Source organism: Gordonia sp. CPCC 206044 (genome assembly GCF_048537895.1).
Classification (GTDB): Bacteria; Actinomycetota; Actinomycetes; order Mycobacteriales; family Mycobacteriaceae; genus Gordonia.
The window spans coordinates 66,959-90,167 of record NZ_JBCLVL010000013.1 but is presented as its reverse complement, the minus strand read 5'-3'; the positions used below and the strand labels follow the sequence as shown (position 1 = coordinate 90,167).

Annotated in this window: 22 protein-coding genes; 8 read left to right on the top strand and 14 right to left on the bottom strand. The window is 67.3% G+C overall.

All coding sequences use genetic code 11. From position 1 onward, the window contains the following. Positions 1-22: 22 nt before the first annotated feature. Positions 23-808, bottom strand: coding sequence for an electron transfer flavoprotein subunit beta/FixA family protein (locus tag AAFP35_RS19675; RefSeq protein WP_419223327.1), 786 nt, complete (start codon positions 806-808; stop codon positions 23-25). Positions 809-1,011: 203 nt separating this feature from the next. Then, a complete protein-coding gene (gene sfnG / locus AAFP35_RS19670; RefSeq protein ID WP_419223326.1) occupies positions 1,012-2,136 on the bottom strand; it encodes a dimethylsulfone monooxygenase SfnG in 1,125 nt (374 codons plus the stop codon). 143 nt (positions 2,137-2,279) lie between these two features. Between sfnG and AAFP35_RS19665 the strand changes: the two genes are divergently transcribed. The 3 genes from AAFP35_RS19665 to AAFP35_RS19655 are packed head-to-tail and all read left to right on the top strand — an operon-like array spanning position 2,280 to position 5,925. Beyond that, the gene (locus AAFP35_RS19665) at positions 2,280-3,065 is read left to right on the top strand and encodes a methyltransferase domain-containing protein (protein WP_419223325.1); all 786 of its coding nucleotides are present in this window, start codon (positions 2,280-2,282) and stop codon (positions 3,063-3,065) included. 17 nt (positions 3,066-3,082) lie between these two features. Continuing rightward, positions 3,083-4,645, top strand: coding sequence for a 1,4-alpha-glucan branching protein domain-containing protein (locus AAFP35_RS19660; RefSeq protein WP_419223323.1), 1,563 nt, complete (start codon positions 3,083-3,085; stop codon positions 4,643-4,645). Then, complete coding sequence (locus tag AAFP35_RS19655; protein WP_419223322.1) at positions 4,642-5,925, top strand: glycosyltransferase family 4 protein; 1,284 nt, start codon at positions 4,642-4,644, stop codon at positions 5,923-5,925. The genes AAFP35_RS19660 and AAFP35_RS19655 overlap by 4 nt, the downstream gene beginning before the upstream one ends. A 12-nt stretch (positions 5,926-5,937) precedes the next feature. Here AAFP35_RS19655 and AAFP35_RS19650 read toward each other — a convergent pair whose 3' ends face one another. Next, positions 5,938-6,687 (bottom strand): acyltransferase, encoded by a 750-nt coding sequence (locus AAFP35_RS19650; protein WP_419223320.1) that lies wholly within the window; start codon positions 6,685-6,687, stop codon positions 5,938-5,940. A 98-nt stretch (positions 6,688-6,785) separates the two neighbouring features. On the opposite strand from AAFP35_RS19650, the gene AAFP35_RS19645 reads away from it, so the two are divergent. Next, positions 6,786-8,123, top strand: coding sequence for a PQQ-binding-like beta-propeller repeat protein (locus tag AAFP35_RS19645; RefSeq protein WP_419223319.1), 1,338 nt, complete (start codon positions 6,786-6,788; stop codon positions 8,121-8,123). 15 nt (positions 8,124-8,138) lie between these two features. Here AAFP35_RS19645 and AAFP35_RS19640 read toward each other — a convergent pair whose 3' ends face one another. After that, positions 8,139-8,753 carry a DUF3887 domain-containing protein gene (locus tag AAFP35_RS19640; RefSeq protein WP_419223318.1) on the bottom strand — a complete coding sequence of 205 codons (615 nt, stop codon included), beginning with the start codon at positions 8,751-8,753 and terminating at the stop codon, positions 8,139-8,141. Between the two features lie 44 nt (positions 8,754-8,797). Continuing rightward, positions 8,798-9,796 carry a GlxA family transcriptional regulator gene (locus AAFP35_RS19635; protein ID WP_419223317.1) on the bottom strand — a complete coding sequence of 333 codons (999 nt, stop codon included), beginning with the start codon at positions 9,794-9,796 and terminating at the stop codon, positions 8,798-8,800. 66 nt (positions 9,797-9,862) lie between these two features. On the opposite strand from AAFP35_RS19635, the gene AAFP35_RS19630 reads away from it, so the two are divergent. Next, positions 9,863-11,176: an MFS transporter gene (locus AAFP35_RS19630; protein ID WP_419223316.1), complete on the top strand. Its 1,314-nt coding sequence runs from the start codon at positions 9,863-9,865 to the stop codon at positions 11,174-11,176. On the opposite strand, the gene AAFP35_RS19625 is transcribed toward AAFP35_RS19630, so the two are convergent. From AAFP35_RS19625 to AAFP35_RS19615, 3 genes are read right to left on the bottom strand one after another with little or no spacing between them, the layout of a single operon-like run. Beyond that, on the bottom strand, positions 11,096-12,307 hold the full coding sequence (locus tag AAFP35_RS19625; protein ID WP_419223315.1) for a THUMP-like domain-containing protein: 1,212 nt from the start codon (positions 12,305-12,307) through the stop codon (positions 11,096-11,098). The genes AAFP35_RS19630 and AAFP35_RS19625 overlap by 81 nt on opposite strands. 16 nt (positions 12,308-12,323) lie before the next feature. Beyond that, positions 12,324-13,313 (bottom strand): class I SAM-dependent methyltransferase, encoded by a 990-nt coding sequence (locus AAFP35_RS19620; protein WP_419223314.1) that lies wholly within the window; start codon positions 13,311-13,313, stop codon positions 12,324-12,326. A 39-nt stretch (positions 13,314-13,352) separates the two neighbouring features. Continuing rightward, positions 13,353-14,141 (bottom strand): enoyl-CoA hydratase/isomerase family protein, encoded by a 789-nt coding sequence (locus AAFP35_RS19615; RefSeq protein WP_419223313.1) that lies wholly within the window; start codon positions 14,139-14,141, stop codon positions 13,353-13,355. A 57-nt stretch (positions 14,142-14,198) separates the two neighbouring features. Between AAFP35_RS19615 and ligD the strand changes: the two genes are divergently transcribed. Together ligD and AAFP35_RS19605 are read left to right on the top strand one after the other, a co-directional pair. Further along, positions 14,199-15,197, top strand: a complete 999-nt coding sequence (ligD, locus tag AAFP35_RS19610; RefSeq protein WP_419223312.1) for a non-homologous end-joining DNA ligase — start codon at positions 14,199-14,201, stop codon at positions 15,195-15,197. A gap of 89 nt (positions 15,198-15,286) precedes the next feature. Continuing rightward, positions 15,287-15,892 carry a maleylpyruvate isomerase family mycothiol-dependent enzyme gene (locus tag AAFP35_RS19605; protein WP_419223408.1) on the top strand — a complete coding sequence of 202 codons (606 nt, stop codon included), beginning with the start codon at positions 15,287-15,289 and terminating at the stop codon, positions 15,890-15,892. On the opposite strand, the gene AAFP35_RS19600 is transcribed toward AAFP35_RS19605, so the two are convergent. Then, positions 15,882-16,694, bottom strand: coding sequence for an NUDIX hydrolase (locus tag AAFP35_RS19600; RefSeq protein ID WP_419223311.1), 813 nt, complete (start codon positions 16,692-16,694; stop codon positions 15,882-15,884). The two genes, AAFP35_RS19605 and AAFP35_RS19600, sit on opposite strands and share 11 nt — an antisense overlap. A 70-nt stretch (positions 16,695-16,764) precedes the next feature. Then, positions 16,765-17,631, bottom strand: a complete 867-nt coding sequence (locus tag AAFP35_RS19595; protein ID WP_419223310.1) for an ABC transporter ATP-binding protein — start codon at positions 17,629-17,631, stop codon at positions 16,765-16,767. 100 nt (positions 17,632-17,731) lie between these two features. Here AAFP35_RS19595 and AAFP35_RS19590 point away from each other — a divergent pair, with 100 nt between their 5' ends. Then, positions 17,732-18,763: an LLM class flavin-dependent oxidoreductase gene (locus AAFP35_RS19590; RefSeq protein ID WP_419223309.1), complete on the top strand. Its 1,032-nt coding sequence runs from the start codon at positions 17,732-17,734 to the stop codon at positions 18,761-18,763. 40 nt (positions 18,764-18,803) lie between these two features. Here AAFP35_RS19590 and AAFP35_RS19585 read toward each other — a convergent pair whose 3' ends face one another. From AAFP35_RS19585 to ctaD, 4 genes are all read right to left on the bottom strand, one after another. Continuing rightward, positions 18,804-19,595 (bottom strand): peptidyl-tRNA hydrolase, encoded by a 792-nt coding sequence (locus tag AAFP35_RS19585; RefSeq protein ID WP_419223308.1) that lies wholly within the window; start codon positions 19,593-19,595, stop codon positions 18,804-18,806. Beyond that, entirely contained in the window at positions 19,595-19,978 is a 384-nt protein-coding gene (locus AAFP35_RS19580) for a VOC family protein (protein ID WP_419223307.1), read from the bottom strand. Before AAFP35_RS19580 ends, AAFP35_RS19585 begins: the two co-directional genes overlap by 1 nt. A gap of 86 nt (positions 19,979-20,064) precedes the next feature. Beyond that, the gene (gene serB / locus AAFP35_RS19575) at positions 20,065-21,294 is read right to left on the bottom strand and encodes a phosphoserine phosphatase SerB (protein WP_419223407.1); all 1,230 of its coding nucleotides are present in this window, start codon (positions 21,292-21,294) and stop codon (positions 20,065-20,067) included. Positions 21,295-21,316: 22 nt separating this feature from the next. Next, positions 21,317-23,101 (bottom strand): cytochrome c oxidase subunit I, encoded by a 1,785-nt coding sequence (gene ctaD, locus AAFP35_RS19570; RefSeq protein ID WP_419223306.1) that lies wholly within the window; start codon positions 23,099-23,101, stop codon positions 21,317-21,319. Positions 23,102-23,209 lie beyond the last annotated feature (108 nt).

Here is a 23,209-nt window from a genome sequence, read left to right as displayed (position 1 = left end):
TGGTCTGGTTCGAGTCCGGGCGCTAGATGATCTTCTGCGACACCAGGTACTCGGCGACCTTCACGCCACCGTCGCCCTCGTCGGCGACCCGCTCGCCCGCGGTCTTCGGCGGCTTCGGGGTGGACGACAGCACGGCGGTACCTGCGTTGTCCAGACCCACATCGCTTGCCTCGACGTCGATCTCGGCCAGCGTGACGACCTGGACTTCCTTCTTCTTGGCGGCCATGATGCCCTTGAAGGACGGGAAGCGCGGCTCGTTGATCTTCTCGTTGACGCTCACGATCGCGGGCAGCTGTCCCTCGATGTGGTAGATGCCGTCGTCGGTCTCACGCTCGCCCTTGAGGGTCTCGCCCTCGACGGTCAGCTTGCGCAGATGGGTCAGATGCGGCAGTTCCAGGTACTCCGCGATCATCGCCGGGATCGCACCGACACGACCGTCGGTGGCCTCGTTGCCCGCGATGACGAGCTCGACGCCCTCGACCGTGCCGAGCGCACGGGCCAGCACGTAGGCGGTCTGCACGGCGTCGGAACCATGCAGGAGATCGTCCTGGATGTGGATGGCCTTGTCGGCACCCATCGACAGCGCCTTGCGAATGGCCTCGGTGGCACGCTCGGGACCGGCGGTCAGGATGGTCACCTCGCCGCCGGCGGCTTCCTTGATCTGCAGGGCCTCTTCGACTGCGCGCTCGTTGATCTCGTCGATCACGGCGTCGGCGGCCTCACGGTCCAGGGTGAAATCGCCGTCCGACAGCTTGCGCTCGGAGTACGTATCGGGAACCTGCTTGATCAGAACGACAATGTTTGTCATGGGTCTGCGTCGACCTCCTGCGTCGGGTTCAGCACCTTACTCCCCAGTAAGTTGCTTTCGGTCTCCCCCACTTTAGCGTCTGCCACCTCGACGATGAACATCGACTACCTCACAGAATGTGCCGGTCGGAGACCGATGGCAACAGCAGGCCCGTCGCGATCGTCGCGACGGGCCTGCGTGCGGCATTCATTCGCCCGGGTCGGTCACACCCCCGCCAGCACGTGTCCGGCCGATCGCTCGTTCGCCTCGATCTCGCGCACCAACGGCAGCACCCGCTCACCGAAATACTCGATCTCCTCCTGAAAATGCAGGAAGCCGCCGAGGATCAGGTCGACGCCGCGCTTGCGGTAGGCGGCGATCCGCTCGGCGATCTGTTCGGGTGTACCGATCAGGCCGGTCCGGAAACCGTCGTTGTACTGCACGAGGTCCTCGAAGGTGGAGTCTGCCCACATCCCCGACTTCGTCGCCGTCGAGTTGCCCGCCTGCTGCACCGCCTCCCGGAAACCCTCGACCGCCGGACGATTCGCCTTCTCCACGATCTCGCGCAGGGTGTCCCGGGCCTCCTTCTCGGTGTCGCGGGCGATGATGAAGCCGTTCAGTCCGAACTTCACCTCCCGGCCGACCTCGCGCGCCGAGGCCCGCACGTCGACGAGTTGTTCGGTGACGCCGTCGAAGTCCTTGCCGTTGGAGAAGTACCAGTCGGCGTGACGGCCACCGTTTCGGCGCGCGGCCAGCGAGTTCCCGCCTTGGAACAGTTCGGGATTGGGCCGCGCCGGACTGTTGAGCGGCTTGGGCTTGAGGGTGAAGTCGTGGATTCGATAGAAGTCCCCCCGGAAGTCGACGTCGTCGGTGGTCCAGATCGTGCGCAGGACCTCGAGGAACTCCGCGCTGCGGCGGTAGCGCTCGTCGTGCTCGAGCCACGGCTCACCGAGATGGGTGAACTCGTCTTTGAACCAGCCGCTGACCACGTTGACGGCGAACCGCCCGCCGGAGAGCTGATCGGCGGTCGCACCCAGCTTGGCCAGCACCGCCGGCTGCCAGAGTCCGGGATGCACGGCCGCGATCACCTTCAACCGCTGCGTGGCCAGCAACAGGGCGAGGCTGAAACTCGTTGACTCGTGCTGGTATTCGGCGCCATAACTCGCCTCGTAGCGAACTTGGGAGAGGGCGTACTCGAAGCCGTTGTTCTCGGCGGTGCGCGCCAGTTTCACGTTGTAGTCGTAATCCCAGCTCGTGCGCTGCTCGATGGTGCTGGTGACGAGCCCACCACTCACGTTGGGAACCCAATAGGCGAACTTGATCTCGTCGGACACCGCTTCTGTCGTCATGACGACCATGCCAACACCCGCAGGTCAGCGGGGGCAACGATACGTTCAGGCTGAGCACAAGGGTGACTCGGGGACGTTCGGCGGATCCCGGCGAGCGAATCCCGTGCCCGATCCGGCGGAGATCAGGCACTAGTGTCTCTGAGATGACCGAGCCTCACGAGACGATCGCGGCCGCGGATGCGCACCTGGCGCTGACCGGTGAGCGGACCGTGCCCGGGATTCCCGAGGAGAACTACTGGTTCCGTCGTCACGAGGTCGCCTACGAGGCCATCCTGGCACGGTGTGCGCAGCGGGTCGTCCTGGAGGCCGGATCGGGTGAGGGCTACGGCGCGGCGATGCTCGCCACCGTCGCCGACTCGGTGACCTGCGTCGACTACGACAGCAGTGCCGTCGAGCACACGCGCCGACGATATCCGGGACTCGTGGTCCATCAGGGAAATCTCATCGATCTGCCACTGCCCGACGGTTCGGTCGACGTGGTGGTGAACTTCCAGGTCATCGAGCACCTGTGGGATCAGGCACAGTTCATCGCCGAGTGCCGTCGCGTGCTGCGTCCCGGCGGCCGACTGTTGATCTCGACACCGAACCGGATCACCTTCTCGCCCGGACGCGACACCCCCCTCAATCCGTTCCACACCCGGGAACTGAACGCCGCCGAACTGACCGAACTGCTCGTCGACGGCGGGTTCGTCGTCGACGAGATGCTCGGCGTCCACCACGGCGCACGTCTGGCCGCACTCGACGCCACGTGGGGTGGATCGATCATCGACGCACAGATCGAGCGCGCGCTGGCCGACGTGCCATGGCCCGAGGAACTGGCCGCCGACGTCGCGGCCATCACCACCGACGACTTCGACATCCGGGCCGGTGCCGCGGGCGACGACATCGATGCGTGCCTGGACCTGCTCGCCGTCGCCACGCGGCCCTGACGGATGACACCGGACTCGTGAGCATCTCCTCGCCCGACACCGTCCCCGGCCAGTTCACCCTGGTCCTGCACTCGCATCTGCCCTGGCTGGCCAATCACGGCCGGTGGCCGGTCGGCGAGGAATGGCTGTATCAATCCTGGGCCGCGTCCTATCTCCCGGTCTTCGCGATGCTGCGCAGGCTGGCCGCCGACGGTCTGACCGATCAACTGTCGCTGGGTATCACGCCGGTCCTGGCCGCCCAGCTCGACGATCCGCACTGTGCCGCATCCATGCACGAATGGCTCGCCGACTGGCGGTTGCGGGCGATCGAGGCCGCGGTGGCGACCGATCCGAACCGTCGGGACCTCGGGCGCCGCGAGTTCCTCGCGGCGGGTGCGGCCATCGATGACTTCGAGACCCACTGGCGTCACGGCGGCGGTCCGCAGATCCGGGCGCTCGCCGAGTCCCGTGTCGTCGAGATCCTCGGCGGCCCGCTGGCGCACCCCTTCGCCCCGCTGCTCGATCAACGTCTGCGCCGTTTCTCGCTGGAACAGGGCCTCGCCGATGCGCACGCACGGTGGGCCGTTGATCCGCAAGGCATCTGGGCGCCCGAATGTGCCTTCGCCCCCGGGATGGAAACCGAGTATGCCGCCGCAGGCGTCGGACACTTCATGGTGGACGGCCCCACCCTGCGCGGCGACACCGCACTCGGTCGGCCGGTGGGCGACACCGACGTGGTGGCATTCGGTCGCGACCTGGTCGTCAGTTATCGCGTCTGGTCACCGAAATCCGGCTACCCGGGCCACGGCGCATACCGCGACTTCCACACCTACGACCATCTCACCGGCCTCAAACCCGCCCGTGTCACCGGCCGGTCGGTGCCGTCGGAGGACAAGAAGCCCTACGACCCCGACCTGGTGGACGCGGTGATCGACCGGCACGTCGACGATTTCGTCGACCAGGTGCGGCGGCGCCTCATCAGTGAATCCGATCGTCAGGGCCGGCCTGCGCTCGTCGTCGCGGCCTTCGACACCGAGTTGTTCGGTCACTGGTGGCACGAAGGCCCGGTCTGGCTCGAGCGTGTGCTCCGACGACTCCCCGAGGCGGGCGTTGCGATCGGCACCCTGGCCGGCGCCCGCCGTGACGGGTTCGTCGGCGCCCCGGTCGACCTCCCGGCCTCGTCCTGGGGGTCGGGTAAGGACTGGCGGGTGTGGAACGGACCGCAGGTGGAGCATCTGGTGCAGCTCAACGCCGAGGTCGTCGACACAGCGCTCACCACCGTCGACAAGGTGCTCTCGCCCGGCGGCGGCCGAAACCGGGTGGCCGACCAGATCGTCCGGGAGACACTGATGACGGTGGCGTCGGACTGGCCGTTCATGGTCTCCAAGGACACCGCGGCAGGTTACGCCGTGGATCGTGCCCACAAACACGCCCATGCCACCCGGGAGATCTGCGACGCCGCGCTGCGCGGACGACCCGAGCGGGCACAGACATTGGCCGACAACTGGTTCCGGGCCGACAATCTGTTCGCCGGTCTCGATGCGCGACGGCTGCGCACCGACGCCGCCGCCGGAACGGCCGCGACGGGGGGTCGCACATGAAGGTCCTGATGGTCTCGTGGGAATACCCGCCGGTGGTGGTCGGGGGGCTCGGGCGCCATGTGCACAATCTCGCCACCGCGCTCGCGGCGCAGGGGCACGAGATCATCGTGCTCTCCAGACGTGCCGCCGGCACCGATGCGCTGACCCATCCCACCACCGACACCCGCATCGACGGTGTGCGGATCATCGCGGTCGCCGAGGACCCACCGGAGTTCGACTTCGGCCGCGACATGATGACCTGGACGCTGGCGATGGGCCATTCGTTTGTTCGTGCTGGATTGAGAATCCTTGCCGGGGAACGCAATTCACCCGATTCCCGTCCGTGGGAGCCGGATGTCGTGCACGCCCACGACTGGTTGGTCGCCCACCCGGCCATCGCGCTGGCCGAGTTCTTCGACGTCCCGCTGGTGACCACCGTGCACGCCACCGAGGCGGGCCGACACAGCGGGTGGGTGAGCGGTCCGACGAATCGTCAGGTGCATTCGGTCGAGTGGTGGCTGGCCGCCGAATCGGATTCGCTGATCACGTGTTCGGCGTCGATGCGCGACGAGGTGACCCGATTGTTCGGCCCCGACATCTGCGACATCTCGGTGATCCACAACGGCATCGACATCCGCACCTGGCCGTTCGCGCCACGCACCGGGCACCCCGGCCCGCCGGAACTGCTTTTCGCGGGACGCCTCGAATACGAGAAGGGCGTCCAGGATCTGCTCGCGGCACTGCCCCGCATCCGACGGACACATCCGGGTACCACGCTGACCATCGCGGGCATCGGAACCCAGCAGGAGTGGCTGGTCGAGCAGACGCGCCGTCTGCGGATCACCCGCGCGGTCCGGTTCATCGGGTCGGTCGACCACGAGGGACTCGTCGAACTTATGCACCGCTGCTCGGCGATCGTCCTACCGAGCCGCTACGAACCGTTCGGGATCGTCGCGCTCGAAGCCGCCGCGACCGGCGCACCGCTGGTGGTGTCCACCGCGGGCGGACTCGGTGAGGCCGTGAGTGATCCGACCACCGGACTGACCTTCGCCCCCGGCGACGTGGCGGGTCTGGCGTCGGCCGTGCGCGCCACCCTCACCGACGCCGGCGCCACGGCGAGCCGCGCCCGCCGCGCCCGGGAGCGACTCACCGAGGACTTCTCCTGGGACGAGGTCGCCGAACGCACCGCGGGCGTCTATCTGGCCGCCAAACGGCGGGTCCGCCATGCGATCGGCCGTCCGGACATCCCGCAACGACCGCTGCCCGAGCGCGATCCGGGCAAGCCGCTCGACGACGAGTGACCCCGTTCCCGGTCACTTCTGCTGGGCCGCAGCGGCTTTCTTGCGTTCGATGTCGGCCAGCGCCCGTTCGAGTTCGGCTCGCTCGGCGGCCGAGTTCGCCCACATGTCCTTCCGGTTCTTCACCACGCGCGCCGGGGCGCCCACCGCGATGGAATAGTCCGGGATGACACCCTTGACCACCGCGTGCGAGCCCAGCACACAGCCACGCCCGACGACGGTGTTGCGCAGAACCGAGACCTTCGCCGCCACCCAGGTGTCCGGGCCGATACGCACCGGCCCCTTGACGATGCCCTGATCCTTGATGGGCAGGGTGATGTCGTCCATCCGGTGGTCGAAGTCGCAGATGTAGCACCAGTCGGCGAGCAGCGTCGACCCACCGATCTCGAGGTCGAGATAGGCGTTGACGACGTTGTTGCAGCCGAAGACCGTCTTGTCGCCGATCTTGAGGCTGCCCTCGTGGCAGCGGATCGAGTTGCCGTCCCCGATGTGCACCCAACGACCGATCTCCATCCGCGACATCTGCGGCGTCGCGTGGATCTCCACGTTGCGGCCGAGGAACACCATGCCGCGCAGGACGATGTGCGGATTCGCCAGCCGGAACCGGGCGAGACGGTAGTAGCGCACCAGGTACCAGGGCGTGTATGCCCGGTTTCGCAACACCCATCGCAGCGAGTCGAGGGTGAGGAACCGCGCCTGCGCGGGGTCGCGCCGACGGCCCGCTCTCCAGCGTGAGCGGTACGAGGCGTTCCACATCGTCGTCATGGGGACAAACCCTAATCGACGCGATTTCTCGGCACGATAGGCTCTGAAGCTGGCACGTCGACCGACGGAGCAGATCGTGATCACCGAACAGGAGAAGGATGGCTGCAACGGCCCGCGGGCGTGAGGTTTCGAGCCGAGTTCGGCCCCTCGCCGCACTCCTGGTCACGTCGATCGCACTGCTGGTCGCGGCCTGCTCGGACGGACACATCGACGTGCGCACGGTCGCGAGCCCGGGGTGGTCGAGCTACGGCGGCAACGCGGCCAATTCCAACTTCGCCTATCCCGCGGTCCCCGACGATCTGGAACTGAGCTGGACGCGCCCCACCGGCGGGCCGGTGACGGCACCTCTGAGCATCTCCAACCAGTCGAATGTGGGCGTCACCGCCGACACCGCCAACGGCTGCAACTGGTTGGTGCTCGATCCCCGCAACGGGCGCAAGAACTTCTGCAAGCGGATGCGTCCCGGCGTCGAGGTCAACACCGCACTCATCGACCAGTTCGACCAGCCCTACATCGGCGAGGAGACCACGTTCCTCGCGTGGAATGCCGGCGGCGCCATTCGCTGGCGGATGCCCGTCATCGGTGTTCCGCTACCCGGCAAGTTCGCCGCGCCCGGTCAGGTGCTGGTGACCACCACGCAGGGCCAAGTGTTGTTGATCGACAGTCAGACCGCGGAGTTCGCCGCCCCCGAGGTCCGGTTGCGCCCCGACGCCAACCCCGACGACCCGATCGCCGGTTACGGCGACTGTGTGACCAACGGCCCGCGCTGCGCGATCCCGGCAGCGCCCGCCGTCGACACCGACCACGAGCGTTTCTTCCTCAACTTCTGGCCGCAGGGCGCGATCGCCTCGCAGGTCCGCGCCATGACGTACGCCGAGCGCGACGGCGCCCGCACCATGAGTGAACTCTGGCATGCCGATGTACCCGGTGGCGTGGTCGGACCGCCGACGTTGTCGGCCGACGGTGCGACCGTCTACGCGTTCAGTCGGTTGGGTCAGATCGTCGCCCTCGACGCCGCCACCGGCAAGACCCGCTGGACATATCGCAACGGCGGCTACGGTTTCGCCACGATGTCGGTGTCGCCGGACGGTCTGATCATCCCGACCGGCGTGCTGGGCGCACCGCTCACGCTGCTGCGCGACCGCGGCGATCACGCCGAACAGGTGTGGCAACGCAAGGATCTGGCCACCGTCAGCCTGTCCACGTTGACCGATTCGGACACCGCATGGACCGTGGTGCGCGATGCAGGCAAGAACTCCTTGTCACTCACCGAGGTGTCCACCACCGACGGATCGACGAAACGTGTTCTGTCACTGCCGGAATCGGTCGGATTCGCCACGGGTGTGTCGGTGTCGCCCAAGGGTCAGCTCGCGGTGGCGACCAACATCGGCAAGGTGTACTTCTTCGACAGTCGTTCGGCGATCGCGGGTCGGTGAGCGTCGCCGACCCGGTCAGCGGGACCGGTCGGCGATGTCGCGGGTGAGGAAGAACAGCCCGGCGATCTTTCCGGTGTCGTCGTAGGCGATCCGCATGGTGATCTCGTCGGCTTCCTGCTCCACGGGGAGGTCGACGATCGTGTGCAGACCGTGCAGGCGAACGAACGGGACACCGGTGGCCTCGACCTCGCCACCCACCGCGACCACCGACGCCCACGCGTCCGCCAGGCCGTCGGCGTCGAGTGTCGTGGCCATCGTCGGGCCGAACCGCGACACCACAGTGTCCCAGTCACCGCGGCGGATATGTTCGCAGAGATCGACCGCCATCACATCTGCGTGCGGTATGAGCGTCTTGAGCATGGGTTCTCCCGTCCTGGGGTCGATGGGCTTGCCGAACCGTTGGAAGGCCGCCTGACGGGTCGTGCCGAGAACGTCGCCGATCTCCTGCCAGGTACATCCGTGATCGCGCGCGGCCCGCGCCGTCACGCTGACAAGGTCCTCGGCGTGACGGCCGAGTTGACAGGCGTCGTGCACCTTGGACAGCGCCTCACCTGCTGTTCCGACGGCGCCCATGCCGATGCTGTGCGCGTACCGCTCGATCTCGCGGGCCAGATCCACCACCTCGTCCATGATGTAAACGATCCCTTGACACAAGGTTATTGTCAAGCTGTCCTTTACATCGCGGCAATCCGGTTGCCCGCAAACGTCTTCCGATACGCCGACGGAGACATCCCCAGATCTCGCCGCAGATGATGTCGCAGATTGTCCGACGACCCCAGACCGGATCGCTGCGCCACGTCGTCGACCGACAGGGCGCCGTCCTCCAGGAGTTCGCGTGCGCGATCGACCCGACGTGCCAGCACCCATGCGCCGGGTGAGAGGCCTGTCTCCTCTCGGCATCGACGACTGAAGGTCCGCGAACTCATGCCCGCGTGAGCGGCCAGTTGCGCGACCGACAACGTTTCGGTGAGGTTGGCCACCGCCCAGTCCCGCGTCACGGCCGTGCTGCGGCCGTCCACCTCCGGTAGGTGCCGGTCGATGAACTGGGCCTGCCCGCCTTCACGCCACGGCGGCACCACACAATGTCGCGCAACGGCATTCGCGACCGCGGTGCCGTGATCGCGGCGCAGCATGTGTAGGCACAGATCGATACCTGCCGCCAACCCGGCCGAGGTGAGCACGTCGCCGTCGTCGACGAACAGCACCGACTCGTCGAGATGCACCTGCGGGAACAGTCGGCGGAAGTTGTCGGCGTAGCGCCAATGAGTGGTGGCCCGGCGCCCGTCGAGTCTGCCTGCCGCGGCGAGGACGAAGGCGCCGGTGCAGATCGAGACGACACGCGCATCGGGGCGGATCGTGTCGAGCGCGGCGGCGAGTCCGTCGGGCAGCACACCGCTGCGGCGAGCCGGGGCACATCGCGTCCCTGGGACGATGACGGTGTCCGCGTCGGCGAGTACCTCCGGTCCGGCGGCGGCGATCATCCCGTATCCGGTCGTGGTTTCGAGAGGTCCACGCTCGATGCTGCACGTGATCACCTCGTAGAGTGGACGCCCCTGCGCGTCGGCGGCCTGACCGAAGACGAGCGACGGGATGGTGGCGTCGAACCCGATGATCGTGGGCACCCACAGCACCACCACGCGGTGCGGCACGGGGTTGGCAGAATCTTCCGACATATTGGCAATCATGCCACTGTCGCCGCCAGGGCGACATCCCCGAAGATGATCGACATGGTGAGAACGATGACGATCACCCGCCCACACTGGGCCTGGGTGATCGCGGGGGTCAGCTTCGTGGCGATCATCGGTGCGGCCGGATTCCGCGCCGTGCCGAGCGTGATGATGGATCCGTTGCACATGGAGTTCGGGTGGTCACACGCCACCATCGGTGCGGCGATGTCGATCAACATGGTGCTGTTCGGCGTCACCGCCCCGTTTGCCGCCGCCCTGATGGACCGGTTCGGGATCCGCCCGGTATTGGTCGGCGCGCTCGTGCTCATCGCCGCGGGGACCGGCCTCGGTGTGTTCATGACCGCCGGTTGGCAGCTGCTCGTGCTGTGGGGCGTGCTCGTCGGATTGGGTACCGGATCGATCTCGATGGGTTTCGTCGCGACGGTGTCCACCCGGTGGTTCGTCGCACGGCGCGGCCTGGTCACCGGAATCCTCACCGCGGCAGGCGCCACCGGTCAGCTGATCTTTCTGCCGGTCGTCGCCACGATCACCACCGAGCACGGATGGCGATCGGCGTCGATCCTGGTCACCATCGCGGCGCTCGCGGTCATCCCACTCGTCGTCTTCGGTGTGCGCGATCATCCACGCGACGTCGGTGCGGTGGCCTACGGCGCCGATCAGGACGCGGCAGAAGAACCGCTGCCGAACGGCACCTTCGGTGCAGCGGCGTCCGGACTCGTGCAGGGGGCACGCGTACCGGCATTCTGGTTGCTGGCAGGTAGTTTCGCGATCTGTGGGATGACGACGAACGGATTGATCGGCACGCATTTCATCCCCGCCGCACACGATCACGGGATGCCCACGACGCTGGCCGCGTCGCTGCTCGCGACGATCGGCATCTTCGACGTCGCGGGCACCATCTTCTCCGGTTGGTTGACCGACCGCGTCGATGCCCCGCTACTGCTCGTGATCTACTACATCGGCCGCGGCGCCTCTCTGCTGGTCCTGCCGATGCTGCTCTCCGCGCAGGCGGAGCCGAGCACGTGGGTGTTCATCATCTTCTACGGCCTGGACTGGGTGGCCACGGTGCCGCCGACGATCGCGATCGCCCGGCAGCACTTCGGCGCCAACACCCCGGTGGTGTTCGGTTGGATCTTCGCCTCACATCAACTCGGTGCCGCCGTCGCATCGTTCGGCGCCGGGTACATCCGCGACGCCCAGGGCAGCTACGACAACGCATTCCACGTCGCCGCCGGACTGTGTGTCGTCGCGGCCGTGCTGTGCGCCGCGATCCGGCCCCGTCGGTCAGAACCGCACACCCTGCTCGCAGAGGAAACCGAGACCTTTGCGTCCGATGCGGGTGAGTACCAGGGTCAGCGGTCGTGATCCCTTGGGCTTGAGGCGTTTACGCAATCGGTCAGGATCCACGTCGAGTCCGCGGACGAGGATCTCGAGACTGCCGCAATCGTGGGCGGCCAGTGCCTTGCGCAGCTCCTTGTCCGACACGCCGACGGTTTCGACGACGCGGAACCCTCGCTCACCCGCGGGCACCGTGTCACCGGTGAGATAGGCGATCTGCGGATCGAGCTGCCAGAGTCCGTGGCGGCGCGCATACTGGCGCACCAGCCCGGCACGCACCACCGCACCGTCGGGATCGATGATCCACTCCCCGACCTCGCCACTCGGCACGTCGTCGGCGTCGTCGGCGGTCACCTCGTACACGTGCGTCGAACCGTCGGAGCCGGTACGCAGCACGGTGGCGCGCCGGTCCGGCTCACCGTCTCGTCCGGTCCACAGGCAGGCCTCCCGGACCGCCCCGTCGAGCGACACGATCTGCACCTGACCGGTGAAGCCGAAGCGTTCGCGCAGCATGCGGTAGTCCAGTCCCGGAGAACACTTCACCGCGACCGGCCGCCCCGCGTACGTGGCCAGGATCTCCGGCAGCGGCGGGGTCAGCTGGTCGAGACGGAACACGCGTCCCGCGCCCGACCGGCGTGCCGGGTCGGCGATCACGACATCGGCCGTGGAGGTCGGCGTCAGCGCATCGGCCACGAGAAGTGTCGCCGCCGATGCCAGTGCCGCACAGTTGTGCTGGGCCATCGACAGCCGCACCCGGTCGAGATCGCTGCCGATGACTCTCGATATCCCTTCGGGCCCCGCCATCTCGACGAGTTCGGCGCCGATCGAACAGGTGACGTCGTGGACCACCGCACCCGGGAATCGTGCGGCGATCTCACCGGCGCGGTGCGCGGCCACCGCACTCGCCGTCGCCTGCTGCACCGCGTCGTCGGTGAACAGCATGTCGTCGGCGCCGCGCAATTTCTCCCGGGCGCGCCGTCGGCAGAGCACGGTCTCGATCAGCGCACCCTCGAACGGCGCGTACCGCGCCCGCAGCGCGGAGAGGTCGGCGAGCATCGATCCCTTGGTGAGATCGAATGTCTCGGCAGACGCGAGCGCATCACGTCCACGGTCCGACCGCAGCAACGTGACCTCCTGCGGCCCGAACCGGAATCCCATCAGCCGCCGAGACGACTCACCGCGGCTTGGTGCCGGTCACGATGGCGTTGTAGAAGAACTTGGGCGGCACCACTTTCCGCAGCACCTTCTCGTCCAGCCAGGACAGCCTCTTCCACCCGTTGAACGCGAACATGGCCCAGCCCCAGCCGAGCTTCTCCGCGGGCACCGCGGCCTCGAAGGTGCGCACCGGCCAGCCGAGCATCGCCGCGGCGAGCTCCTCTGTTGCGGTCTTCACCTGCGTCGCACCGGCGTCGGTCGCCATACGTTCGAGGTCGGCCGGGTCGAAGGTGTGGATGTCGACGACCGCTTCCAGCGCCGCCGCCCGCGACGACTCGTCGAGCTCGGTCTGCGGCCGACGCCACGACTGCAGCGGCCCGAGACGGGTGATGTTGGTGGTAGCAGCCCAGGTGGCGCGGCTCATCCACCGTGCATAGAAGTCGCCGATGGTGGTCGGCTCACCGGCGAACACGAAACGGCCGCCGGGCTTGAGGACACGCAACACCTCGCGCAGCGCCTGCTCGACGTCGGGAATGTGATGCAGCACGGCATGTCCGACGACGAGGTCGAAGGTGTTGTCGTCGTACGGGATCTTCTCCGCGTCTGCGACGCGGCCGTCGACGTCGAGCCCGAGGTTCTCCGCGTTGCGCAGGGCCACCTTGACCATGCCGGGCGACAGATCGGTGACCGATCCTTTCTCCGCGACTCCGGACTGCATCAGGTTGAGCAGGAAAAATCCTGTGCCACAGCCCAATTCCATGGCCCGCCCATACGGCAGGTCGGCGTCGTCGCCGACCTGGTCGAAACGTCCACGCGCATAGTCGATGCAGCGTTCGTCGTAGGAGATCGACCACTTGTCGTCGTAGGTCTCGGCCTCCCAGTCGTGGTAGAGCACCTGGGCCAGCTTGGTGTCCTCCAGCGCCGCCTTCACCTGTTCCTCGGTGGCATGCGGGTTCGGGGCCGGATCGGCGCCACCGGTCGCGGGCCCGTCGGTCACGTTCGTCGTCATTGCTCGGCTACTTCCTCGTGGTCGGTGTCGGTCAGCAGGTCACTTACCGGTGAACTTCGCCTTGCCGGGGCCGTTCTCGACGAACGACTTCATCCCGATGACGCGGTCCTCGGTGGCGAAGAGACCTGCGAAGAGATGCTCCTCGATCTTCAGGCCGGTCGTCAGATCCACGCCCAGCCCTTCGTCGACGGCCTTCTTGGCGGCCGCCAGGGCCACCGTCGCCGCGTCGCGGAACTGATCGGCCCACGCCAGTGCGGCGTTGTAGACCTCGTCGGGGGCCACGACCTCGTCGACCAACCCGATCGACAGCGCCTCCTCGGCACCCACGAAACGTCCGGTGAACATCATGTCCTTGGCCTTCGCCGGCCCGACGAGCCGCGCCAGACGCTGGGTCCCGCCACCGCCGGGGATCACCCCGAGCAGGATTTCCGGCACGCCGAGTTTGGCGTTGTCCCCGGCGATACGGCGGTCCGCCGACAATGCCACCTCGAGGCCTCCGCCGAGCGCGTATCCGGTGATGGCCGCGACGGTCGGCTTGGGGATCTCCGCGATCGCACCCAGATCGGCCTGCAGACGCCCGGCGACCTTGCTCATCTCGGCGTAGCTCATGTCGGTCATCTCTTTGATGTCGGCGCCCGCCGCGAGCACCTTGGGACCGCCGTAGATCACCACTGCCTTGATGTCGTCACGCAGTGTGGCCTCCTCGGCGGCGGCCGCGAGCTCGCGCTGTACCTGGCGGTTCAACGCATTCATCGGCGGCCGGTGCAGCGCGATGGTGCCCACACCGGGATGGTCATCGGATGTCTCGAGGGTGACGAACTCAGCCATGGTCGAAGGCTACCGTTAGCCCACCCGAGGGTGTTGCGCAGGCCATAGAGTGTGCACATGGCGAAGGCATCGTCGGACGCGGGCCAACCCGTCGAACTCCGCGCAGGTGACCGGACGATCCGACTGTCGAGTCCGGACCGCGTCTACTTCGACGAACGCGGCGAGACGAAGCTCGATCTCGCCCACTATTACATGTCCGTCGGCGACGGGATCGTCCGCGCCCTGCGTGAGCGACCGTGCATGCTGCATCGCTTCCCCAAGGGCGTCAGCGAGAAGAAGGTGCACCAGAAACGTGTCCCCTCCGGTGCACCGGACTGGCTGGAGACCGTCGAGATCTGGTTCCCACGCTACGGCCGGACCGCCGATGAGCTGTGCGTGACCGAGCTCGCGAGCGTGATCTGGGCGGTGCAGATGTCGACCGTCGAGTTCCATCCGTGGAACTCACGCCGCGACGACCCGGAATCGCCCGACGAGTGGCGCATCGATCTCGACCCGATGCCCGACTGCCCGTTCTCCCGCATCCAACGCGTCGCCCACGTGGTGGAGGAGATCCTCGACGAGCTCGGCATGCGCGGCTTCCCGAAGACTTCCGGCGGTCGCGGGCTGCACATCTATGTCCGGATCGTGCCCGACTGGGGATTTCCTCAGGTGCGCCGGGCCGCCTTGGCCTTCGCCCGCGAAGTACAGCGCCGCGCCCCGGACGACGTGACCACGACGTGGTGGCGCAAGGATCGTGATCCGGCCGCGGTGTTCGTCGACTACAACCAGAACACCCGCGACCACACCATGGCATCGGCGTACTCGGTACGCGGTAACCCACGGGGTACCGTGTCGGCACCGATCCGGTGGTCAGAGATCGACGACGTCGCACCGGACGACTTCACCATCGCGACGATGCCCGCCCGCTTCGCCGACCTCGGCGACCTGCACTCCGAGATCGACGACGTCGCCTACCGGATCGACACTCTGCTGGAGTGGGCCGACCGTGACGACCGCGACGACCCCACCGCAGCGGAGGACACGGAAGTCGACGAGATCGTCGACCTGGACCGGTGAATCGTCGCTGGTGATACACCGGATCACCGGTCTAGGCTAAGAGCGCTGCTGACCATCTGCACTGGAGGTCGGTCATGGACAGCGACGTCATGGACAGCGACTCCGTCTGGCGCCACATCGACGCCCAGCGGCTCGATCTCGCGGATCTGATCGAGACCTTCTCCCCCGACCAGTTCCGGACACCGTCACTGTGCGCCGGATGGACGGTACGCGACGTCGCCGTACACCTGACCCAGGCACACGGCTCCCCGACGAAGGTCGTGTGGGCCGCCGTCCGATCGGGCTTCCGTTTCGACGTGATGATCCGGCGTCACGCCGTCGATGCCCCGACACCGGCCGCACAGACACCCACGCTACTGCGCGCCATGGTCGGCTCACGTCGTCATGCCATCGGCACCACCGAACTCGACGCACTGCTCGATGTCCTCGTACACGGCCAGGACATCGCCGTCCCCCTCGGGATCGACCGGGAGATGCCCCCGGATGCCGCTGTCGCCGCTGCTGTGCGCCTGTGGCCCAAGCGTTTTCCGTTCCACCCGGCCCGCGATCACCCGGGCGTGCGGTTCGTCGCCACCGACACCGACCTCGACGTCGGACACGGACGGACGGTGCAGGCCCCGGTGCGCGACATCCTGATGCTGTTCGCCGGTCGCGCCGCCGCAGCCGGTGTACTCACCGACGAGGTCAGCGACTGAGCCCGGGCACCTCGCGGTCGGCGGCCACGGCGAAATAGAGATCCGACTGCGGGAACTTGAGGCCCGCGATACCGGCACCCGGAGTGATCGACGGTTCGATCGGCTCGACGACGTGCGGTTCCGCCAACAGTTCGCCGACCGTGGCGAACCCGGCCAGGTGCCGCAACTGCGCCCAGGTCGGCGGCAGCAGGATGTGATCGCCGGCCACCCACGAGTCGAGCGCAGCCTGCGCGCCCACCCAGCCGGCCACCTCGGCCTCGGTGGTCTCCCCGTCGGCGGACTGCCCCTCGGGCATCGCGGCGAGGAAGAAGCGGGTGTCGTAACGACGCTTCTCGATGATCGGCGTGATCCAATTCGCCAGCGGTGCCAGCAGATCCGCCCGCAGGGTCAGTCCTTGCGCGCGTAGGAACTCACCGAACGACAGCGACTTGTCCACGAGTTGGCCGCGCTGGACCGCGAAAGCCTGCGGCTGCGGGAACTCGCCGTCGTCGGCGGCGGCGAGCAGTACACCGCACTCCTCGAACGTCTCGCGCACCGCGGCACACACCAGCGCCTGCGCCGACTTCGGATCGGTGTGGAACCGATCGGCCCACCACTGCGCATCGGGACCGGCCCAGGCGATGTCGGCATCCGCGTCACGCGGGTCGACGCCGCCCCCGGGGAACACGGTCACACCCCCGGCGAACGCCATTTGGCGAACCCGTCGTTGCAGGAACACCTCGATGCCGTCGGCACCGTCGCGCACCAGGACCACCGTCGACGCGTCACGCAACGGCGCGGGCTCGGACTCGGATGCGGTCATCACAACACCTCTTCCTCGAGACGATCTGTCCCAGGATGGACCCTAGCTGTCGTGAGCCGGCGCCCGCCGGTCAGGCACCCGCACGGCGATGGCCGCCGGGGCGCCGGGTCCGGCGGGCGAAGTATCGTCCGTCGACCTGGCTCAGGGTGATCTGCTGGCGGAAGGTCGCCGAGAGGTTCTCGCTGGTGAGCACCTCGTCGAGCAAGCCCTGGGCCACGATGGCACCTTCGGACAACAGCAGGGCGTGGGTGAATCCGGACGGGATCTCCTCCACGTGATGGGTGATCAACACGATCGCCGGAGCCTCCGGATCACTCGCCAGACGGGCGAGCCGATCGACGAGCTCCTCGCGACCACCGAGATCCAGGCCGGCGGCAGGTTCGTCGAGCAGCAGCAGCTCGGGGTCGGTCATCAGCGCACGCGAGATCAACACGCGTTTGCGCTCGCCCTCCGACAGGGTCCCGAATCGCCGGTCGGCGAGGTGCTCGGCACCCATGGATTCGAGGGACTCCACGGCTTGCACACGGTCGACGTCGTCGTAGGCCTCCCGCCAGCGCCCCATCACCGAGTACCCGGCCGAGATGACCACGTCGCTGACGATCTCGTCGGCGGGGACGCGTTCGGCCAATGCGGCGCTCGACACACCGATCCGGGTGGACAGCTCGCGCACCTCGACCTTGCCCAGGGTCTCGTTGAGGACGAACGCGGTGCCCGACGTGGGGTGGACCTGAGCACCGGCCAACCGCATCAGCGATGTCTTGCCCGCACCGTTGGGGCCGATCACCACCCAGCGTTCGTCGAGCTCGACCTGCCAGGTCACCGGGCCCACCAGGGTGTTGCCACCCCGCACCAGGGTGACGTCGCGGAAGTCGATCAGCAGATCGGGGTCGGACTCGGGAACGGCGTCGTCGGTGGTCACGTCACTGGCGTTGGTCACTCCCCTATCGTGCACCACCGCCGACCCCCACGCGTGCAGCGGTGTGACACGTATTCGGCGCCAAAGGAATACACACCGCCGATCTGGCCTTGAACCACACATGAGTGTTGATCTGTCCATTCTCGACCTCGCCCAGGTCGGCCCCGGAGAGACCGTCGCCGACAGCTTCGCCGCGAGCGTCGACCTCGCCAGGCGCGCCGAATCGTGGGGGTATTCGCGCATCTGGTACGCCGAACATCACAACATGCGCACCATTGCGTCGGCGGCTCCCGCCGTCCTCATCGCGCATGTGGCCGCCCACACCGACACCATCCGGCTCGGGTCGGGGGGCGTGATGCTGCCCAACCATGCCCCGTTGACCATCGCCGAACAGTTCGGCACGCTCGCCGAACTACATCCCGGTCGGATCGACCTCGGGCTGGGGCGCGCTCCCGGCGGGGACCAGAAGACGTTCGCGGCGCTGCGCCGCAGCATGGCGTCGGCGGACCGGTTCCCCCAGGACGTCCTGGAACTGCAGGGCTACCTGCGCGGCCAGTCGCGCGTCGAGGGCGTCGCCGCGACACCCGGCGACGGCACCGATGTCCCGCTCTACATCCTCGGATCGTCGCTGTTCGGCGCGCAGTTGGCGGCGGCGCTGGGTCTGCCGTACGCCTTTGCCTCCCACTTCGCCCCGCAGGCACTCGAGGAGGCGGTGGCTCTGTATCGGCGCGAGTTCCGGCCGTCCGACCAGCACGAGGCACCGTATGTGATCGCCGGTGTCGGGGCGATCGTCGACGACGACGAGGCGATCGCACACGACCAGCTACGCCAGGCCAAGCGCCAGCGTGTCAACGCGCTGTTCGCTCGCGAACGTCGGTTCACCGACGCCGAGGCGGACATGATCCTCGACGAGATGCCCCAGGGCCGTCAGGTCGATTCGATGCTCACCTACTGCGGGGTCGGTACCCCCACCCAGGTCCGCGACTACCTGGACTGGTTCACCGGACATGCCGACGCCGACGAACTCATCGTCGCGTCGCTGGCACCGGATCGGTCGGTGTGGCGCAACACCTTCGGTCACCTCGCTCCGGCAGCCGACGCCGCACCTGCGACCGGGCGGCCGAACGCGGATCCTCCGGTCACGACCGTGTGATGCGTCATCCGCGTCTGCCTGTTGGCTTCGCGGGTGCCGCTCACAACAGTTCCGCGATCACCGTCACCGATCCCGGTGCGATCTCGGTGAAACCGGCATCCCGCACGGCGACCGCGGTGCCTCCGGCGTCGGCTGCGAGGAGCGTCTGCCAGCGCGCCGACGACGATTCCCGGACGACCAGTGGGCAACCTGCCGAACGCCATTCGAATGCCCGCGTCGACGACATCAGCGCAACCGCCAGCATCGCACCGTGACCGACCTGAGCGGCGCACTTGCCTACCGTCATCTCCAGATCGGGGTTGATCCACAGGCACACCCCGTGCTCGGGCCGCGCCTGCGACAACGCGCCACCGATATCGGTTCCACCGATCTGTAGGCGCGAGATCCGTTTGTCGACGTCACCCACCCGGCCTGGCACTATCGCCCGCGCCTGGGCGGCACCTTCGGTGACGGACAGCCCCCAGACCTCTTGCGCTGCAGCCCATTGCGCACCGCGGGCGCGGCGCGCGATCTTGCGGATGCGCGCGCCGCACCAGTCGTCCATCGGCGCAGCCCACGGACCGTCGGCGCCGGACCGGTCGTCGAGACACAGCAATGCGACCGCACGGCCCGCCGCGGTCAGCAGCTCGGACCGGTCGGGTGGGTCGGTCTTCTCGATCCGCAGAACCATCTGCATCGCCAACACGTCGGCCGGATCGGACGGGTCCGCACCGCCACCGACGTAGTCGACGAGACGCCCGTAGGCATCGTCGAAGGCACCCTCGTGGAAGGCACCGCCGTCGTCATCGGCGGCAGGACCATCGATGCCAGCTGCGCTGTCGGCCACAGGCATCAGCCCCAGTTCTCGGCCCGCGTCAGACAGAACGGATGGCCGGCCGGGTCGAGCAGGACCCGCCAGGTCTCGCCGGGCTGTTCGATCGGCACCGTGGCACCGAGATCGACGCACCGTCGCGCGGCATCGTCCAGATCGTCGACGGCGAGATCGAAGTGGAACTGCTTGGAGCCGTGAGGGTTGGGCCACGCCGGCGCCTGATAGTCGGGAACCGTGCCGAATCCGACGGCCGGTGCGCCGGGGCCGGTGATCATCGCGTAACCGTCACCGGCAGCGGTGATCTCCCAGCCGAGCACCGTCGACCAGAACTCGGCGGACACCGCGGCGTCGGCACAGTCCAGGGTCACCATGGCCAGCTTGGCGATAGTCGAATCAGAAGTCATCTCGGTTGTCCTCTCGGTCGGTGATCGGTACCCAGATCATCTGTCGCCGACCACGTGTCGGATTGAACAATCCCGACAAACGTCGGTCAGCTCAACGGAACCCGACGCAACACTCCGTCGGCCGCGTCTGCCGCCTCGATCTCGTCGCGCGTGACGCCGAGGATGAACAGCACCGCGTCGAGGAACGGATGACTCAGCGCCGCATCGGCGACCTCGCGCAGCGCAGGCTTCGCGTTGAACGCGATGCCGAGTCCCGCCACACTGAGCATGTCGATGTCGTTGGCCCCGTCGCCGACCGCGATCGTCTGCTCCATCGGCACCCCGACCTGATCGGCGAACGAACGCAGCGCGCGGGCCTTGCCGGCCCGGTCCACGACCTCGCCGACAACTCGCCCGGTCAACTTGCCGTCCACGATCTCGAGGGTGTTGGCACGCACGAAGTCGAGTTCGAGCTCGTGCGCGAGGTCGTTGATGACCTGCCGGAAACCCCCGGAGACCACACCGCAGTGATAACCGAGCCGGTGCAACGTGCGAATCGTGGTGCGCGCGCCCGGTGTCAGCTGCAGGGACCCGGCCACATCGTCGATGACCGCAGCGTCCAGACCCGCCAGTGCGGCCACCCGTTGATGCAGCGACTCGGTGAAGTCGAGCTCGCCACGCATGGCGGCCTCGGTCACCGCGGCCACCTCGGCCTCGCGTCCGGCCCGTGCCGCCAACATCTCGATGACCTCGCCCTGGATGAGCGTCGAGTCCACGTCGAACACGATCAGCCGCTTGGCCCGCCGGGCCAAGCCGCCCCGCTCGACGGCGATGTCCACGTCGTGCGCCGCGGCAACCGCGGCCAGTGACTTACGCAGCGCCGCATCGGCCGCCACGTCGTCGCGGTCGGCGCTCACCATGAGTTCCAGCCCGGTCAGCGGATAGTCGGCGACCCCGCGGATCGAGTCGATGTTGCCGCCCTGGTCGGCGAGTGCGGCCGCCAGAGCGCGAAATGCCTTGGCGCTGACCGGACTTCCCAGAACGACGACAGCATGACTCGACGGACTGTGGTTGGCCGCATCGGCACCCACCTCGACGATGACATCGATCCCGATCGATGCCATGGCCTGTTCGACGACGTCCTGCAACTCTTCGGGATCTCCCGACGTCGAGACCAGGACACCGAGGGTGAGCCGTCCGCGGATGACCACCTGCTCGACGTCGAGCAGGCTCACCTGCGCGCTCGCCAGAGCGCCCATCAGCACGGAGGTCACCCCCGGCTTGTCCGGTCCGGTGACGGTGATCAGAACTGTCGTGTCGCCCGATTCTTTCGGCACGAGTTCGCGTCGGTCGGGGACGTCAGCGGGGATCCGGGTCGCCGGATGCCTCGTGATCACCGGTGGTCAGAGGATCTCGACGGATGTCCTCCATGGCCCGATCGCGACCCTCACTGTGCCCGGCACCCACGTGCGCCTCGGCACGAATCCGATCGATCATGTGCGGATAGTGCAACTCGAACGCAGGACGCTCGGACCGGATGCGCGGCAGCTCGGTGAAGTTGTGCCGCGGCGGCGGGCAGCTGGTGGCCCACTCGAGCGAGTTGCCGAAGCCCCACGGGTCGTCGACGGTGACGACCTCGCCGTAGCGGTAGCTACGGAAGACGTTCCACAGGAACGGCAGGGTCGACAGGCCGAGGATGAACGCACCGGTCGTGGAGATCATGTTCAGCGTCGTGAAGCCATCGGACGGCAGGTAGTCGGCGTACCGACGCGGCATGCCCTCGTTGCCCAGCCAGTGCTGCACCAGGAAGGTCACGTGGAAACCGATGAAGGTCAGCCAGAAGTGGATCTTGCCGAGCCGTTCGTCGAGCATGCGTCCGGTCATCTTCGGGAACCAGAAGTAGATGCCGGCGTAGGTGGCGAACACGATGGTGCCGAAGAGCACGTAGTGGAAGTGCGCGACCACGAAGTAGCTGTCGGACAGGTGGAAGTCCAGCGGCGGGCTGGCGAGCAGGACACCGGTCAGACCACCGAAGAGGAACGTGACGATGAAGCCGACCGAGAACAGCATCGGTGTCTCGAAGGTCATGTGACCTCGCCACATCGTGCCGATCCAGTTGAAGAACTTCACGCCGGTCGGTACCGCGATGAGGAACGTCATGAACGAGAAGAACGGCAGCAGCACCGCGCCGGTGACGTACATGTGGTGCGCCCACACCGCGACCGAGAGCGCCGCGATCGCCATCGTCGCGTAGACGAGACCCGAGTAGCCGAAGATCGGTTTACGCGAGAAGACCGGGAAGACCTCGGACACGATGCCGAAGAACGGCAGGGCGATGACGTACACCTCGGGGTGACCGAAGAACCAGAACAGGTGCTGCCACAGGATCACACCGCCGTTGGCGGGGTCGTACAGGTGGGCGCCGAACTGTCGGTCGACCTCCAGCCCCATCAGGGCGGCGGTCAGCAGCGGGAACACGAGCAGGATCAGCACACTGGTGATCAGGATGTTCCAGGTGAAGATCGGCATGCGGAACATCGTCATACCGGGAGCACGCAGGCAGACCACGGTGGTCACCATATTGACCGCACCCAGGATGGTGCCCAGACCGGACACACCGAGACCCATGATCCAGAAGTCGGCGCCGACGCCGGGCGAGTGGATCGCGTCGGTCAGCGGGGTGTAGGCCGTCCAGCCGAAGTCGGCGGCGCCGCCCGGGGTGAGGAAGCCGCTGATCGCGATCGTCGAACCGAACACGAACAGCCAGAAGCCGAAGGCGTTCAGTCGCGGGAACGCGACGTCGGGCGAACCGATCTGCAGCGGCAGGACGAAGTTGGCGAAGCCGATCACGATCGGCGTCGCGTACATGAGCAGCATGACCGTGCCGTGCATCGTGAACAGCTGGTTGAACTGTTCCGTCGACAGGAACTGCATGCCGGGGTGGGCGAGCTCGCCACGCATCAGCAGCGCCATCAGGCCACCGATGAGGAAGAAGACGAAGCAGGCCGTGATGTACATCATGCCGATCAGCTTGTGATCGGTGGTGGTGAGCAGCTTGTAGATGAACGAACCCTTGGGCTGATAGCGCTCCGGGAACGGACGCACTGGAGCCACTTGCGTGGTGGGCTGGTCAACCGCGGTCACAGATCCTCCTCGTTGCGCGACCGTCAGGGGCCGGTGAACTGCCGTTTCCCTGCGTTCGCCACATGAACAAACCGAGCGCTGGTAACTGATCCTAAACCCTCGACAAGG

Excerpts from the sequence above, each read along its gene's own strand:
- AAFP35_RS19675 (WP_419223327.1), bottom strand. The coding sequence starts at position 808 with ATGACAAACATTGTCGTTCTGATCAAGCAGGTTCCCGATACGTACTCC.
- sfnG (WP_419223326.1), bottom strand. The coding sequence starts at position 2,136 with ATGACGACAGAAGCGGTGTCCGACGAGATCAAGTTCGCCTATTGGGTT.
- AAFP35_RS19665 (WP_419223325.1), top strand. The coding sequence starts at position 2,280 with ATGACCGAGCCTCACGAGACGATCGCGGCCGCGGATGCGCACCTGGCG.
- AAFP35_RS19655 (WP_419223322.1), top strand. The coding sequence starts at position 4,642 with ATGAAGGTCCTGATGGTCTCGTGGGAATACCCGCCGGTGGTGGTCGGG.
- AAFP35_RS19650 (WP_419223320.1), bottom strand. The coding sequence starts at position 6,687 with ATGACGACGATGTGGAACGCCTCGTACCGCTCACGCTGGAGAGCGGGC.
- AAFP35_RS19645 (WP_419223319.1), top strand. The coding sequence starts at position 6,786 with ATGGCTGCAACGGCCCGCGGGCGTGAGGTTTCGAGCCGAGTTCGGCCC.
- AAFP35_RS19640 (WP_419223318.1), bottom strand. The coding sequence starts at position 8,753 with ATGGACGAGGTGGTGGATCTGGCCCGCGAGATCGAGCGGTACGCGCAC.
- AAFP35_RS19635 (WP_419223317.1), bottom strand. The coding sequence starts at position 9,796 with ATGTCGGAAGATTCTGCCAACCCCGTGCCGCACCGCGTGGTGGTGCTG.
- AAFP35_RS19630 (WP_419223316.1), top strand. The coding sequence starts at position 9,863 with ATGACGATCACCCGCCCACACTGGGCCTGGGTGATCGCGGGGGTCAGC.
- AAFP35_RS19625 (WP_419223315.1), bottom strand. The coding sequence starts at position 12,307 with ATGGGATTCCGGTTCGGGCCGCAGGAGGTCACGTTGCTGCGGTCGGAC.
- AAFP35_RS19620 (WP_419223314.1), bottom strand. The coding sequence starts at position 13,313 with ATGACGACGAACGTGACCGACGGGCCCGCGACCGGTGGCGCCGATCCG.
- AAFP35_RS19615 (WP_419223313.1), bottom strand. The coding sequence starts at position 14,141 with ATGGCTGAGTTCGTCACCCTCGAGACATCCGATGACCATCCCGGTGTG.
- ligD (WP_419223312.1), top strand. The coding sequence starts at position 14,199 with ATGGCGAAGGCATCGTCGGACGCGGGCCAACCCGTCGAACTCCGCGCA.
- AAFP35_RS19605 (WP_419223408.1), top strand. The coding sequence starts at position 15,287 with ATGGACAGCGACTCCGTCTGGCGCCACATCGACGCCCAGCGGCTCGAT.
- AAFP35_RS19600 (WP_419223311.1), bottom strand. The coding sequence starts at position 16,694 with ATGACCGCATCCGAGTCCGAGCCCGCGCCGTTGCGTGACGCGTCGACG.
- AAFP35_RS19590 (WP_419223309.1), top strand. The coding sequence starts at position 17,732 with ATGAGTGTTGATCTGTCCATTCTCGACCTCGCCCAGGTCGGCCCCGGA.
- AAFP35_RS19585 (WP_419223308.1), bottom strand. The coding sequence starts at position 19,595 with ATGCCTGTGGCCGACAGCGCAGCTGGCATCGATGGTCCTGCCGCCGAT.
- AAFP35_RS19580 (WP_419223307.1), bottom strand. The coding sequence starts at position 19,978 with ATGACTTCTGATTCGACTATCGCCAAGCTGGCCATGGTGACCCTGGAC.